Genomic DNA, 13,694 nt, shown 5'->3' on the forward strand with positions numbered 1-13,694 from the left:
TGCCGACTGGCAGACCAACCCGGCCACCCAGATCAAGTGGGGCCTGAACTACATGAACAGCCGGTACGGCAGCCCCTGCCAGGCCTGGTCGTTCTGGCAGGCCAACCACTGGTACTGAGCGCTCCGCCGGCACGGCGGCCTTCGCGGTGCCCTCTCAACCTCGCGCAGCCCCTCCCCGTCCTCAGGGGAGGGGCTTTCGCCCTGTACGGTCGTATCCGAACGACTCCAGCGGGGGAGTGGTGGCGAGCACCCGGGGACGCGGGGGAAGAGGACGGATCATGTCGCGAGTGCCAGGGTGGCTCGGCCGGCTGGGAGCCGGTCTCACCGAGATGAGCGAGCGCCTGGACGAGCGCCGCGCCGAGGTGGAGAAGGAGCACGGCGTGGACGCCGAGGCCGTGGAGTCCGCCGCCCCCGCCGACGCGCGGCCGGCCGGCGCGTCCGCCGCCTCGGCCGCGCCCGCCCGCCGGCCCGCGGTGCCGTCCGGTCCCCGTCCCGATCCGGCCCAGGCCGTGCCGTGGGGCGTCCGGGTCGCCGCCGAGGCGGGCTGGCGGCTGCTGGTGCTGGCCGGCACGGTCTGGGTGCTGATGCGGGTCATCAGCGCCATCCAGCTCGTGGTGTTCGCCTTCGTCATCGCCCTGCTGGTCACCGCGCTGCTCCAGCCGACGGTCGCCCGGCTGACCCGGCGCGGGGTGCCGCGCGGCCCGGCCACCGCGCTCACCGCCATCAGCGGCTTCGTCGTCATCGGCCTGATGGGCTGGTTCGTGACCTGGCAGGTCATGGAGAACATCGACACGCTCTCCAACCAGATCCAGAGCGGCATCGACGACCTGCGCAACTGGCTGCTGAAGAGCCCCTTCCACGTCACCGACAAGCAGATCAACCAGATCGCCAAGAACCTCCGCGAGGCGATCGGCGCCAACGCCGACCAGATAACGTCCGCCGGTCTGGAGGGCGTCCAGGTCATCGTGGAGGCCCTCACCGGCATCCTGCTGGTGTTCTTCTCGACGCTGTTCCTGCTCTACGACGGCAGGCGCATCTGGCAGTGGTTCCTGAAGCTGGTGCCCGCCGCGGCCCGCCCGGGGGTGGCCGGCGCCGGCCCGCGCGCCTGGCGCACCCTGACCGCCTACGTGCGCGGCACGGTCCTGGTCGCCCTCATCGACGCCATCTTCATCGGCATCGGCATCTATTTCCTGGACGTGCCGATGGCCGTCCCGCTGGCCGTGTTCATCTTCCTGTTCTCGTTCATCCCGCTCGTCGGCGCGGTCGCCTCCGGCGCGCTCGCGGTGATCGTGGCGCTGGTCACCCAGGGCGTCTTCACCGCGGTCATGACCCTCGTCGTCGTCCTCGCGGTGCAGCAGATCGAGGGGCACGTCCTGCAGCCGTTCATCCTGGGCCGCGCGGTGCGGGTGCACCCGCTGGCGGTCGTCCTGACCGTGGCCGCGGGCGGCATGGTGGCCGGCATCGGCGGCGCGGTGGTGGCCGTACCGCTGGTGGCGGTCACGAACACGGTGGTGGGGTACCTGCGGCAGTATTCGCAGGAGGCGCAGCACCACACCGCGGCCGAGCCCGTGGAGGAGGCAGTGCCCCGGAACGCGGAGGACCCCGCCCACCAGGAGTGAGCGGGTCCTCGGCGTACGGCTTACTCGGCCAGCACGGCCTCGGCGTCCAGGGTGACGCCGACCGCCTGCACCACGGAGGCGATCTTGAACGCCTCCTGGACGGTCTCGCGCTCCACACCGGCCTTGCGCAGCACCTGCTCGTGCGAGTCCAGGCACATGCCACAGCCGTTGATCGCGGAGACCGCGAACGACCACAGCTCGAAGTCGACCTTCTCCACGCCCGGGTTGCCGATGACGTTCATCCGCAGGCCCGCGCGCAGGGTGCCGTACTCGTGGTCGGACAGCAGATGCCGGGTGCGGTAGAAGACGTTGTTCATCGCCATGATGGCGGCGGCCGACTTGGCGGCCTGGTACGCCTCCGGCGAGAGGTTCGCCTTCGCCTCCGGCTCCAGCTCACGCAGCACGATCGGGGAACGGGAGGCGATGGCGGTCGCCAGCACCGTGCCCCACAGCTGCTGCGCGGGCAGGTCCGAGTTGCCGATGACCGAGCCCAGGTTGAGCTTCAGGTCCTTGGCGTAGTCCGGGATGCGGGACTTCAGGGAGTCGAGCGACACGGGTCACTCACCGGCCAGCAGCGCGACCGGGTCGAGCGTCTGCTCGCCCTTGGTCCAGTTGCAGGGGCACAGCTCGTCGGTCTGCAGGGCGTCCAGGACCCGCAGGACCTCCTTGGGGTTGCGGCCCACGGAACCGGCGGTGACCATCGTGAACTGGATCTCGTGGTTCGGGTCCACGACGAAGACGGCGCGCTGGGCGTAGCCGTCCTCGCCCTCGATGCCGAGGTCGCGCATCAGCTCGTGCTTGGGGTCCGCCATCATCGGGAACGGCAGGTCGGTCAGGTCCGGGTGGTCCTTGCGCCAGGCGTGGTGGACGAACTCCGAGTCACCCGAGAATCCGAGGATCTGGGCGTCGCGGTCGGCGAACTCGTCGTTCAGCTTCCCGAACGCGGCGATCTCGGTCGGGCACACGAACGTGAAGTCCTTGGGCCAGGCGAAGACCACCAGCCACTTGCCCTCGTAGGACTTGTGGTTGATCTGCTCGAACTCCTTGCCCTTCTCCAGCGAGACGCAGGCGGTCAGGTCGAACTCGGGGAACTTGTCACCGACAGTGAGCACACGCTCTCCTTGCAGCGAAGAAACTGCCCTTTTGGGGCTGTTTCCCATGGGTTGGACGTGATCGATGGTGGCACAGGGTGCATTGATTAGTGAAATAGCTACACTCGGTCATGTTGATCGGAGGTAGTTATCAGTGACCGTGAGCAACGGCAAGCGCCGGCAACCGAGCCTGGCGCAGCTGCGGGCGTTCGCCGCCGTGGCCGAGCATCTGCACTTCCGCGACGCCGCGGCGGCCATCGGGATGAGCCAGCCCGCCCTCTCGGGTGCGGTCTCGGCCCTGGAGGAGACCCTCGGCGTGACCCTCCTCGAGCGTACGACCCGCAAGGTGCTGCTCTCGCCCGCGGGGGAGCGGCTGGCGGTGCGGGCCAAGGCGGTGCTGGACGCGGTGGGCGCGCTGCTGGAGGAGGCCGAGGCGGTCCGGGCGCCCTTCACGGGCGTGCTGCGCCTCGGGGTGATCCCCACGGTGGCCCCGTACCTGCTGCCGGCCGTGCTGCGGCTCGTCCACGACCGCTACCCGCACCTCGACCTCCAGGTGCACGAGGAGCAGACGGCCACCCTGGTCGAGGGACTGAACTCCGGCCGGCTCGACCTGCTGTTGCTCGCCGTGCCGCTCGGTGTCCCCGGGGTCGTCGAACTCCCCCTGTTCGACGAGGACTTCGTGCTCGTCACCCCGCTCGACCACCGGCTCGGCGGCCGGGAGGGCATCCCGCGCGAGGCGTTGCGGGAGCTGAACCTGCTCCTCCTGGACGAGGGCCACTGCCTGCGCGACCAGGCGCTGGACATCTGCCGGGAGGCCGGCCGGGAGGACGCGCCGGTCACCACCACGGCCGCCGGCCTGTCCACGCTGGTCCAGCTGGTGGCCGGCGGACTCGGCTGCACGCTGCTCCCGCGCACCGCGCTGAAGCTGGAGACCACCCGCAGCAGCCAATTGCTGACGGGGTACTTCGCCGAGCCCGCACCCAGCCGCCGGGTCGCGTTCGCGATGCGCGCGGGGGCGGCTCGCGCCGCGGAGTACGAGGAGCTGGCGGGGGCGTTGCGGGAGGCGCTGCGGGCGCTGCCCGTCAGGGTGCTGGAGGGCTGAGCGCCCCGCAGGGGTGATGGGCGACCGTGCGGCCGGCCACGGCGGTGCCGCGGCCGGCCGACGGCGCGTTCACTCCGTGCGCAGGCCCTCCGGCCGCATCATCCGCACCAGCGGCGGCAGGCTCAGCAGGGTGACGGCGAGGACCACGGCCGCGCCGGCGCCGGTCAGGGACAGCACGCTCGCCCAGTCCACGGAGACCGGGGTCGCCGTCAGCTTCAGCAGGACCGTACCGAGGGTCAGGCCCACCGTGGCGGCCAGCAGCAGACCGAGCGTGATCGGCACGGCGGTCTGCCACAGCACCGACAGGCCGAGCGTGCGGCGCCGGGTGCCGAAGGCGAGCAGGGACGACAGCAGCTTGCGCCGCTCGCGCAACTGCTCCAGCTGGGAGACCAGCAGGCTCGCCCCGATCAGCGCCAGCACACAGACCGCGCCGAGGAACAGTCCGGTGCGCAGGGAGGCGTACCTGTTGGACTGTTCGGTCGCCGCCCAGGTCCAGGAGTAGGCGAGCGGGTCGATCCGGGCGGTCGTGGTGCGCACGTGCTCCTGGGCGTCCGGCACCGCTTCGTCCAGGCGAAGGTAGATGTGGCCGTTCACCGTGGACAGGGCCTTGGCGGGCAGCGCGGAGGGAGTGACCAGCAGGCCGCTCGGGTCGCCCTGCAGCGAGTCCTTGCGCGCGGTGGCCTCCCGCACTGTGGCCGGCAGCGTCCAGGCGATCTCCCTGCCGCGCGCCTCGCCCTGCGTCGGGTCGATCCACACCCGCGCGCCGGGCCGCATCAGGGGCCTGAGCTCCTTCTGGTACTCGGAGTCGGAGTACGGGTTGTCCACGGCGAAGACGTCGCCGTCGCGGCAGGACGGCATGCGGGCCACCTCCCTGAGCGCGGCGCAGTCACCGACGGTGACGGTCGCCGTGAGGTCGGGTTCCCGGCGCTTGCCGCCGACCTGCCCGGTGGACAGTGCCACCGACGTCCGTACTCCCTTGGCGCCGGCGAACTCCGCGCGGGCGGCGCCGAGCGGGGTGTGACCGGACAGGTCGACCTCCATCTGGGCCCGGCGCGGGTCCTGGCCGGTATCCCTGGTGTACTGGCCCTCCACGCCCGCGAACAGCATCTGCAGCGCGATCGCCCCGGCCACCGCCACCGCGATGCCGTTCACCATGCGGGCGGCCGTACCGCTGCTCAACTGGAGCCGGCGTACGGCCAGTTGCCAGGAGACCCCGCCCCCGCCGAGCCGGGCGACGAACGCCTCCACCAGCCAGGGCAGCAGCGCGGTGACGCCGACCAGGAGCAGCAGCACACCGCCGGTGACGAGGTACTGGTTGAAGTCGCCGTTCCGGCGCCCCTTGCCGATCATCGGGTACAGCATCGCGAGGCCCGCCAGCGGCACCAGCAGCCGCCACCACAGGCGCCGCCGGGGCGGCTTGGCCGTACGCACCACGCCGAGCGGTTCCACGACCACCCCGCGCATCGCGAGCAGCGTCACCAGCACCGCGGCCGACGGAACCGCCACCGCGACGAGCGCGACCAGCGTGGGGGAGGGGTCGAGGTAGTTCGGGAAGAAGCTCTCCCCCATGACCTCCACCGAGCCCGCCACCTGCCGCCCGATCAGGAAGAGCACCGCGCCGACGGCCAGTCCGAGCAGCGACCCGGCCAGTGCCTCGCCTGCGGCGATCCGGCGGGTCATCCGGCTGTCGGAGCCCACCAGCCGCAGCGCGGCCAGCCGGCGGTCGCGCCGCTCGCCGCCGAACCGCACGGCCGCGGCGATGAAGACGGCGACCGGCGTGAGGAGGGCGACGAACACGACCAGGGTCATGAGGATGAGTACCGGGTCGGCCCGTTCCGGCGACGGATTCGGGTTGCCGAAGGCGGTCAGCCGGGTCACCCGGGCACCGACCGAGTGCGGGGCGAGATCTTCGGCTCCCGCGTAGTAGGCGAGTTCCCGCGACCCGATCAGTCCGTCGTCGCCGATGGTCCCCGTGATCCGGTACGGGATCCGCTCGCGCAGCAGTTCCGCCCCGTCCGAGGACAGCAGCCTCTTCAGCGCGGGCGAGGCCACCATCTCGCCCTTCGCCGGGAAACGGCCGACGCCGGGTGGCAGCGGCGCCCTGGAGCCCTCCGGCTCGAGCAGCCGGCCGCGGATGTTCTTGTCGTGCCACTGCGTGTCGGTGACCGCGACCAGCAGGCTGTTCTCGGCCTTGGCGGTGTCGTAGGAGGCCGAGAAGTCCTGGCGGGCGTCCTCCACCCGGTCCCGGGCGGTCAGGATGTGCGGCAGCGCCGTCGTCAGCAGCAGCAGGGCCACGCCCAGGCCGACGCCGACCGCCGTCAGCAGCATCCGGACCCAGCCCTCGCGTCCGCCGGTGAGGGCGAACCGGGCACCCATGCCCAGGTCTCTGCACCACTGCCGGACGTTCATACGGCCCGCTCCATGTCGCGGGACCTGCCGTCGCGTACGACGATCTCGCGGTCGGAGTAGGCGGCCACCCGGGCCTCGTGCGTGACCAGGACGACGGCGGCGTTGGTGGAGCGGGCCGCGTCGGTCAGCAGCTCCATCACGCGTTCGCCGTTGAGGGAGTCGAGCGCACCGGTCGGCTCGTCGGCGAACAGCACCCGGGGCCCGGTGACGAGCGCCCGTGCCACCGCGACCCGCTGGCCCTGGCCACCGGAGACCTCGCCGGGCCGCTTGTCCTTGAGGCCGTCCACCTCCAGGCGTTCCATCCAGCTCAGCGCGGCCCGCTCGGCCGCCTTGCGGGAGGTGCCGTTCAGGCGCAGTGGGAGCGCCACGTTCTCCACGCAGGTCAGCTCCGGGACGAGCTGCCCGAACTGGAAGACGAAGCCGAACTCGCTGCGGCGCAGGGCGCTGCGCCCGGCGTCGCTCATGCCGGCCAGTTCGCGGCCGTCGTAGGTGATGGAGCCGGAGTCGGGCGGCACGATCCCGGCCAGGCAGTGCAGCAGCGTGGACTTGCCGGAGCCGGAGGGCCCCATGACGGCGACGACCTCGCCGGGGTGGATGGAGAACTCGGCGCCGTCGAGCGCGACCGTCGGGCCGTAGGCCTTGCGCAGGTTCTCGGCGGCGAGCAGGGTGCCGGGCGGGGGAGTCACTTGGCCACCACCTCCGCGCGGAGCTTGTCGAGGCGCGCGGCGGTCAGTTCCAGCCAGCGCAGGTCGGCCTCCAGGTGGAACAGGGCGTGGTCGCAGATCAGCTGGTCCGCGAGGTCGCCCTTGCGCTTGCGGTCGGTCAGGATCCGCATGCTGCGCAGGTGCTCGGCCCGCTGCGTGTCGAGGATGTCGGTCGCGTCGCGGTGGGTGAGCAGGGCGAGGACGACCTTGGTGTAGAGGGTCGACTGGAGGTACTCCTCCGGCTTCTCCGGAGTGGCGAGCCATTGCTCGACGTCGGTGACGCCGGCGTCGGTGATCGCGTAGCGCTTGCGCTCGGGGCCGCCGCCGGCCTCGATCCCGTCGACTTCCACGAGACCGTGCTTCAGCAGCCGGGACATCGTGGAGTAGACCTGGCCGTAGTGCAGCGGCCGGTCGTGACCGAACTTCTCGTCGAAGGCCCGCTTGAGGTCGTAGCCGTGGCGCGGGCCGGACTCCAGGAGCCCCAGAAGGGTGTGACCGATGGACATGAGCAGCACAATACACTCGGTGTATACGCGGGGTGTATACACACCGTGTGCAGGGCGAGGCGGGCGGTACGGCCCCGCAGGTGGGGGCCGATTGTCACGGTTCCGACACAGGCGGCCGGCCCCGCCGCGGCAGCGGTCCGGTGTCCTTCGGCAGGCGTCCCGCCTCCGCGAGCGCGCGCCGCAGCAGGAACTCGATCTGCGCGTTCGCCGACCGCAGCTCCTCCCCGGCCCACCGGGCCAGCGCCTCGTAGACCAGCGGGTCCAGCCGCAGCAGCACCTGCTTGCGCTGCTGCGGCCGGCGCTTGGGGGTTTCCGAGGGGTCCGTCACCGGGTCCGTCACTGGTAGAGCGTCCCCGTGTTGAGGACCGGCTGGGGGGCCCGGTCCCCGCAGAGCACCACCATCAGGTTCGACACCATCGCCGCCTTCCGTTCCTCGTCCAGCTCCACGATGTCCGCGTCCGCGATCCGGGCCAGCGCCGCCTCGACCATCCCGACCGCGCCGTCCACGATCTGCCGGCGGGCCGCGACGACCGCCCCCGCCTGCTGCCGCTGGAGCATCGCCGAGGCGATCTCCGGAGCGTACGCGAGGTGCGTGAAGCGGGACTCGATGATCCGCACCCCGGCCGCCTCCACCCGGGCCTGCAGTTCCACGGCCAGCTTCTCGGTGATCTCCTCGGCGTTGCCGCGCAGCGACAGGCCGTCCTCGTCGTGGGCGTCGTAGGGGTACTCGATGGCGATGTGCCGTACGGCCGTCTCGGTCTGCGTGGCGACGAACTCGGCGAAGTCGTCCACCTCGAAGGTGGCCTGCGCGGTGTCCTGGACCTTCCACACCACGACCGCGGCCAGCTCGATCGGGTTGCCGTAGGCGTCGTTGACCTTCAGCACGGCGGTCTCGTGGTTGCGCACCCGGGTGGAGATCCGGGTCCGGGAGGTGAAGGGGTTCACCCAGCGCAGTCCGTCCTGCCGGATCGTGCCCCGGTAGCGCCCGAAGAGCTGGACGACCCGGGCCTCGCCCGGCGCGACCGTGTTCAGCCCGCGCATCCCGATGGCCGACGCCAGCAGGACGACGACGCCGGCGGCGACGAGCCCGCCCTCGGCGCCGCCGGAGGGGGCCGCCGCGGAGGACGCGAACAGCGCGACGGCGGCGCCGAGCCCGATCAGGCCGAGCAGCAGGGCGAGCCCGCCGCCGATGCTGTGGGCGGTGAACTCCCGCACCCGCGGCGCGGGCATCTCGGGGACGTCGGCGGTGGCGGCCGGCTCGGATATGGACACAGGGGACCCCCGGTTGGCGTAGTGCCTAGCTCGGTTCTAGCTAAGTGATAACACTTTACGCTGCGAAGCAACCCTGGACCAGTGACAGCCGTCGGTTCCTTCGGGGCGGGTGCTGATTGTCACGTCCGTAAAAGAACGGATCGGACGCCCTTTGTCATATAGAGGGGTGTTAGCTTTCGGAGCTGACCCCGAGACGGAAGCGAGCGTAGGGACCCATGGGACGAGCGGAAGAGAGACGAGCGCGACAGCGCGGCGGCCACCGCGCGGCACCCAAGCGCCGCCGCTCCGAGCCCGCGCCCACGGCCGGCACCGCGTCCGGCGCCTCCGGCGGCGCTCCCGCGTCCGGCAAGCCCGCCAAGAGCCTCATACGCCGGATATTCGGCTGGAAGAAGATCCTCGGGGCCTTCTTCGGCGTGTGCCTGCTCGGCATCCTGGGCTTCATCGGCCTGTACCTGTACGTGGACATCCCCGAGGGCAACGCGGCGGCCCAGCAGCAGAGCAACGTCTACAAGTTCAGCGACGGAACGATCCTGGCCCGCAAGGGCGAGGTCAACCGCGAGATCGTCGACCTGTCCAAGGTGCCCCGCAAGGTCCAGCTGACCTTCGTCGCAGCCGAGAACAAGAGCTTCTACCACGACTCCGGCGTCGACCTGCGCGGCACCGCCCGCGGCCTGATCAACACGGTGTCCGGCAAGGGCAAGCAGGGCGGCTCCACGATCACCCAGCAGTACGTCAAGAACTACTACCTGAACCAGGACCAGACCGTCACGCGCAAGCTGAAGGAGCTGGTCATCTCGCTCAAGGTGGACCGCGAGAAGTCCAAGGACGACATCCTCGCCGGTTACATCAACACCAGCTACTACGGCCGCAACGCCTACGGCATCCAGGCCGCCGCCCAGGCGTACTACCACGTGGACGCCCAGGACCTCAGCGTCGCCCAGGGCGCCTACCTCGCCGCCCTGCTCCAGGCCCCCAGCCAGTACGACTGGGCCGTCGCCACCAAGACCGGCAAGCGGCTGGTCACCCAGCGCTGGAACTACGTCCTGGACAACATGGTCGAGGAGGGCTGGCTCTCCAAGAGCGACCGGGACGGCCTGCACTTCCCCTACCCGAAGGAGCCCAAGGGCGCCCCCGGCCTCGGCGGGCAGAAGGGCTACCTGGTCGAACTCGCCAACCAGCAGCTGGAGCGGCAGCTCATGGCGCAGGAGGGCCTGACCCAGTCCCAGGCGGAGAACGCCGTCGTCGACAAGGGCTGGACCATCACCCTCAACATCGACCGCAAGAAGCAGGCCGCGCTGGAGAAGGCCGTCAGGACCCAGCTGACCGGCAAGCTCGACCCGAAGAAGCGCAAGGTCGACGGCGCCATCCAGGCCGGCGCCGTCTCCGTCGACCCCAAGACGGGCAGGATCGTCGCCCTCTACGGCGGCCAGGACTACTACAAGCACTACTTCGACAACGCCGCCCGCTCGGACTACCAGCCGGCGTCCACGTTCAAGCCGGTCATCCTCGCCGCCGCCCTGGAGCAGAACGCCACCACCCAGGACGGCAAGCCGATCACCGCGAGCACCGTCTACGACGGCACCAGCCGCCGCCAGGTCCTGGACCACGGAGCCAAGGTCGGCTTCGCCCCGCCGAACGAGGACGACGTCGACTACGACAAGATCACCGTGCAGCAGGCGATGAACAAGTCCGTCAACTCCGTCTTCGCGCAGATGGGCGTGGACGTGGGCATGGACAAGGTCATGGCCACGGCGGGAAAGCTCGGCATGGACACCAAGGGCGTGCAGGCCGTTCCGGCCCAGACCCTCGGCTCCATGGGCGCCAGCCCCCTGGAGATGGCCGGGATCTACGCCACCTTCGCCAACCACGGCTACAAGGTGACCCCGACGGTCATCAAGTCGGCCGAGAACAGGGGCCGTACGGTCGACATGCCGAACCCGGTCGGCGGCTCGGTGATCAGCCGTACCGCCGCCGACACGGTCACCTCGGTGCTCACCGGCGTGGTCGACGACGGCACGGCCAAGCGGTCCGTGGCGGACAACCCGCTGCGCGACGGCCAGCAGGTGGCGGGCAAGACCGGTACCTCCGACGAGAACAAGTCGGCCTGGTTCACCGGCTACACCCCCGACCTGGTCACCTCCGTCGGCCTGTTCGGCGAGGACCCGAAGACCAAGGCCCACGTCTCCATGAAGGGCGCGACCGGACTGCTCCCGCCGCCCGGCCGGATCAACGGCGGCGGCTACCCGGCGCAGATCTGGGCCACGTACACCTTCGGGGTCACCGACAAGGCCTCGTTCGACCTGAACACCACGCAGGGCGCGGCCGTCGAGCCGACCGAGACGCCGACCTGGACGCACACCCCGACCCAGACGCCCTCGCAGACGCCGACCGAGACGCCCTCGCAGACGCCGGAGTCGCCGACCGAGACGCCCTCGCAGACGCCGCCGACCCAGACCCCCAGCCAGACGCCCACCCAGACGCCCACCCAGACCCCGACGAGCGGGCCGCCGACGACGTCGATCAGCCCGGAGAACCCGCTCGACCCGGAGAACGTGCCAGACGGGACATGACAGCGAAGGGCGCCCGGTCACACCGGGCGCCCTTCGCGCGTCGCGTCGTTCGGCGGCCGCTCAGCCGCGGTTCAGCTCGAACCACACCACCTTGCCGGTGCTCAGCCGGGTCGCGCCCCAGCGCCGGGCCAGCCGGTTGACCAGGTACAGGCCACGCCCGCCCTCGTCCGTGGCCCGTGCCTGCCGCAGGCGCGGCAGCTGCGGCACGTCGTCCCCGACCTCGCAGCGCAGCACGTCCGTGCGCAGCAGCCGCAGCGTCACCGGCCGCGACGCGTACCGCACGGCGTTCGTCACGACCTCGCTGACCAGCAGCTCCACCGAGTCCGTCAGCTCCTCCAGGTCCCAGCGGGCGAGCGCGCGCCGGGCCAGCCGGCGGGCCTGGCCCGGGGCGGAGTCCTCCGGCTCCAGCGTCCAGTAGGCGACGTCGCTGGGCGCGATCCCGTCGAAGCGCGCCGCGAGCAACGCGATGTCGTCGTCCCGGTCGCCCGGGCCCAGCATGTCCAGCACCTCGTCGCACAGCGCTTCCAGCGGCGGCGGATGGTCCGGTCCGGTCAGCCGCGCGGTCGCGGCCAGCTTCTCCCGCAGCTGCTCGATGCCGGTCCACACGTCCCGCAGCCGGGACTCCACCAGGCCGTCGGTGTACAGCAGCAGGGTCCCCCCGGCGGGCGCCTCCAGCTCCACCGCCTCGAAGTCGACCCCGCCGACCCCGATCGGCGCGCCCGACGGCACCCGCAGCACCTCGGCGTGGCCGCCCAGGTGCAGCAGCACGGGCGGCGGATGGCCCGCGTTGGCGATCGTGATGCGGTGCGTGACCGGGTCGTAGACCGCGTACAGGCAGGTCGCCATGCGGTCGGTGCCCAGGCGCTGCGCCTGCTCGTCCAGGTGGTGCAGCACCTCCTGCGGCGGCAGGTCGAGCCCGGCCAGCGTCTGCGCGGTGGTGCGCAGCTGACCCATGATCGCCGCCGACGTCATCGAGTGGCCCATCACATCGCCGACGACCAGCGCCACCCGGCTGCCGGGCAGCGGGATCGCGTCGTACCAGTCGCCGCCCACCCGCGCGGTCTCGGCCGCCGGCAGGTAGCGGGAGGCCAGCCGGACACCGGTCGGCCGGGGCAGGGTCTCGGGCAGCATGGTGCGCTGCAGCTCGTCGGCGATGTACGCCTCGCGGCCGTACAGCACCGCCTTGTCGATGCCGAGCGCGCTGTGCGTGGCCAGCTGCGCGGCCACCAGCAGGTCGTCCGCCTCGAACGCGAGCCGGTCCGCGCGGCGCAGGAACAGGGCCGCTCCGATCACCCGGCGCCGGCCGCGCAGCGGCGCGAGGATCGCGTGCCGCCCGCCCGGTACGACCGCCTCACCGCCCTCGCCGAGCAGCTCGGGCAGCGCGTCCCGGGCGGCGGGCGCGTCGGCGAACACCGGGCGCACCCCGCGCAGCACCTCGTTCAGCGCCCCGCCCGGCCGCACCTCGCACAGCTCGGCGGTGAGCGCCGACAGGTCCGACAGCACGGACGGCTCCGGCTCCGGCTCGAACGCCGGCGGCAGCAGCACCCCGTCGGTGTCCCGCTCGGGAGGTATCCGGTCGGTGCGGCGCAGCCGCAGCACCACCGGACCGCTGGGCCGCTCGTCGCCGACCGGCAGCGGCTCGCGCAGATAGACGAGGATCGCGTCGGAGAAGGTCGGCACCGTGGCCCGGCACAGCCCCATGACGATCTCGTCGAGGTCGAGCCCGCGGGCGATCCGCCGGGTGGCCGCGCCCACGAACCTGAGCCGGTCGCCGTCGCGCCGCATGGGCATCGGCCGCCCCGGGGGCACGGCCTGCCCGGTACGGCGCTCCTGGCCGCCCGGCGACCGCTCCTGCTGGGCGCCGGGCTGCGCCGGGATGGTCTCCGGCGCGGGGCGCGGACGGTGGGCGTCGGGTTCGGTGCCGGCGGGCTGGGCGTGCTCGGGGCCGTTGACTGAGGGCTCCTTCCCCTGGCCGGCTGCGGGCTCCTTCCCCGTGCCACGGGGGGTCGCGGTGCCCGGTCCGGACGGCGTTGCCTCGGCCCGGGCCTGTACGGGTAAGGCCGGATCGCCGAGCTGTGCCGGAGGCTGCTGGGACTGCTGCTGGGTACGCAGGAGCGCCCCGCGGGCCTCCGCGGGGTCGACGCCCGGCTGGGGGCGTTCGAAGGAGGTGGGCTGCTCCGTCACGCGTGTCGCATCCATCCGTCCGGGGCTGTGCGCCGGTTGCGCCGGGCGCGCAGTTGGTCCCGCCGACATCCCGATACCCGCAATACGTGCCCCGGGAACGGAATTCCCGCCGGGACGCAGGCGGCCGTGGTGCCGGTGGCGAGTTCCGCGCGGCCGGCGGACCGGTCGCCGTGTGCCTTCGTGGTGGTGCCCTGGTACCCCTCGCTCACGTCCTGCCGCCCCTCGGTGACGATCGGT

General features: G+C 71.9%; 12 protein-coding genes. 4 read left to right on the forward strand and 8 right to left on the reverse strand.

The window, feature by feature from the left end:
• Both LG395_RS11200 and LG395_RS11205 read left to right on the forward strand, forming a co-directional pair.
• A partial coding sequence (locus LG395_RS11200) for an aggregation-promoting factor C-terminal-like domain-containing protein (protein WP_505016507.1) occupies positions 1–118 on the forward strand: 118 nt, incomplete at its 5' end.
• Between the two features lie 160 nt (positions 119–278).
• Entirely contained in the window at positions 279–1,619 is a 1,341-nt protein-coding gene (locus LG395_RS11205; protein WP_171153231.1) for an AI-2E family transporter, read from the forward strand.
• Positions 1,620–1,639: 20 nt separating this feature from the next.
• Here the strand turns inward: LG395_RS11205 and LG395_RS11210 are convergent, their stop codons facing one another.
• A complete protein-coding gene (locus tag LG395_RS11210; protein ID WP_103815808.1) occupies positions 1,640–2,173 on the reverse strand; it encodes an alkyl hydroperoxide reductase in 534 nt (177 codons plus the stop codon).
• 3 nt (positions 2,174–2,176) lie between these two features.
• The gene (locus tag LG395_RS11215; RefSeq protein WP_171153230.1) at positions 2,177–2,731 is read right to left on the reverse strand and encodes a peroxiredoxin; all 555 of its coding nucleotides are present in this window, start codon (positions 2,729–2,731) and stop codon (positions 2,177–2,179) included.
• A gap of 133 nt (positions 2,732–2,864) precedes the next feature.
• On the opposite strand from LG395_RS11215, the gene LG395_RS11220 reads away from it, so the two are divergent.
• Positions 2,865–3,812, forward strand: a complete 948-nt coding sequence (locus LG395_RS11220; RefSeq protein WP_171153228.1) for a LysR substrate-binding domain-containing protein — start codon at positions 2,865–2,867, stop codon at positions 3,810–3,812.
• A 69-nt stretch (positions 3,813–3,881) separates the two neighbouring features.
• On the opposite strand, the gene LG395_RS11225 is transcribed toward LG395_RS11220, so the two are convergent.
• The 5 genes from LG395_RS11225 to LG395_RS11245 all read right to left on the reverse strand — a co-directional run bounded on the left by LG395_RS11225 (position 3,882) and on the right by LG395_RS11245 (position 8,661).
• Positions 3,882–6,221, reverse strand: coding sequence for an FtsX-like permease family protein (locus tag LG395_RS11225; protein ID WP_225809272.1), 2,340 nt, complete (start codon positions 6,219–6,221; stop codon positions 3,882–3,884).
• Entirely contained in the window at positions 6,218–6,907 is a 690-nt protein-coding gene (locus tag LG395_RS11230) for an ABC transporter ATP-binding protein (protein WP_171153225.1), read from the reverse strand. The genes LG395_RS11225 and LG395_RS11230 overlap by 4 nt, the downstream gene beginning before the upstream one ends.
• Positions 6,904–7,431, reverse strand: coding sequence for a PadR family transcriptional regulator (locus tag LG395_RS11235; protein WP_171153223.1), 528 nt, complete (start codon positions 7,429–7,431; stop codon positions 6,904–6,906). Before LG395_RS11235 ends, LG395_RS11230 begins: the two co-directional genes overlap by 4 nt.
• Positions 7,432–7,525: 94 nt before the next feature.
• On the reverse strand, positions 7,526–7,771 hold the full coding sequence (locus LG395_RS11240) for a type II toxin-antitoxin system antitoxin (protein ID WP_171153221.1): 246 nt from the start codon (positions 7,769–7,771) through the stop codon (positions 7,526–7,528).
• A complete protein-coding gene (locus LG395_RS11245) occupies positions 7,768–8,661 on the reverse strand; it encodes an SPFH domain-containing protein (RefSeq protein WP_171159731.1) in 894 nt (297 codons plus the stop codon). Before LG395_RS11245 ends, LG395_RS11240 begins: the two co-directional genes overlap by 4 nt.
• A 257-nt stretch (positions 8,662–8,918) precedes the next feature.
• Between LG395_RS11245 and LG395_RS11250 the strand changes: the two genes are divergently transcribed.
• Entirely contained in the window at positions 8,919–11,273 is a 2,355-nt protein-coding gene (locus tag LG395_RS11250; RefSeq protein ID WP_225809273.1) for a transglycosylase domain-containing protein, read from the forward strand.
• Positions 11,274–11,333: 60 nt separating this feature from the next.
• Here LG395_RS11250 and LG395_RS11255 read toward each other — a convergent pair whose 3' ends face one another.
• On the reverse strand, positions 11,334–13,457 hold the full coding sequence (locus LG395_RS11255) for a SpoIIE family protein phosphatase (protein WP_225809274.1): 2,124 nt from the start codon (positions 13,455–13,457) through the stop codon (positions 11,334–11,336).
• Between the last annotated feature and the right edge of the window lie 237 nt (positions 13,458–13,694).

Origin of the sequence: Streptomyces spinosus (assembly GCF_020400655.1) — a bacterium.
Taxonomy (GTDB): domain Bacteria; phylum Actinomycetota; class Actinomycetes; order Streptomycetales; family Streptomycetaceae; genus Streptomyces; species Streptomyces argyrophylli.

What these genes read in the sequence shown, in the direction of transcription:
- LG395_RS11235 (WP_171153223.1), bottom strand. Translation starts at nt 7,431, where the DNA reads ATGTCCATCGGTCACACCCTTCTGGGGCTCCTGGAGTCCGGCCCGCGC.
- LG395_RS11250 (WP_225809273.1), top strand. Translation starts at nt 8,919, where the DNA reads ATGGGACGAGCGGAAGAGAGACGAGCGCGACAGCGCGGCGGCCACCGC.
- LG395_RS11245 (WP_171159731.1), bottom strand. Translation starts at nt 8,661, where the DNA reads ATGCCCGCGCCGCGGGTGCGGGAGTTCACCGCCCACAGCATCGGCGGC.
- LG395_RS11225 (WP_225809272.1), bottom strand. Translation starts at nt 6,221, where the DNA reads ATGAACGTCCGGCAGTGGTGCAGAGACCTGGGCATGGGTGCCCGGTTC.
- LG395_RS11205 (WP_171153231.1), top strand. Translation starts at nt 279, where the DNA reads ATGTCGCGAGTGCCAGGGTGGCTCGGCCGGCTGGGAGCCGGTCTCACC.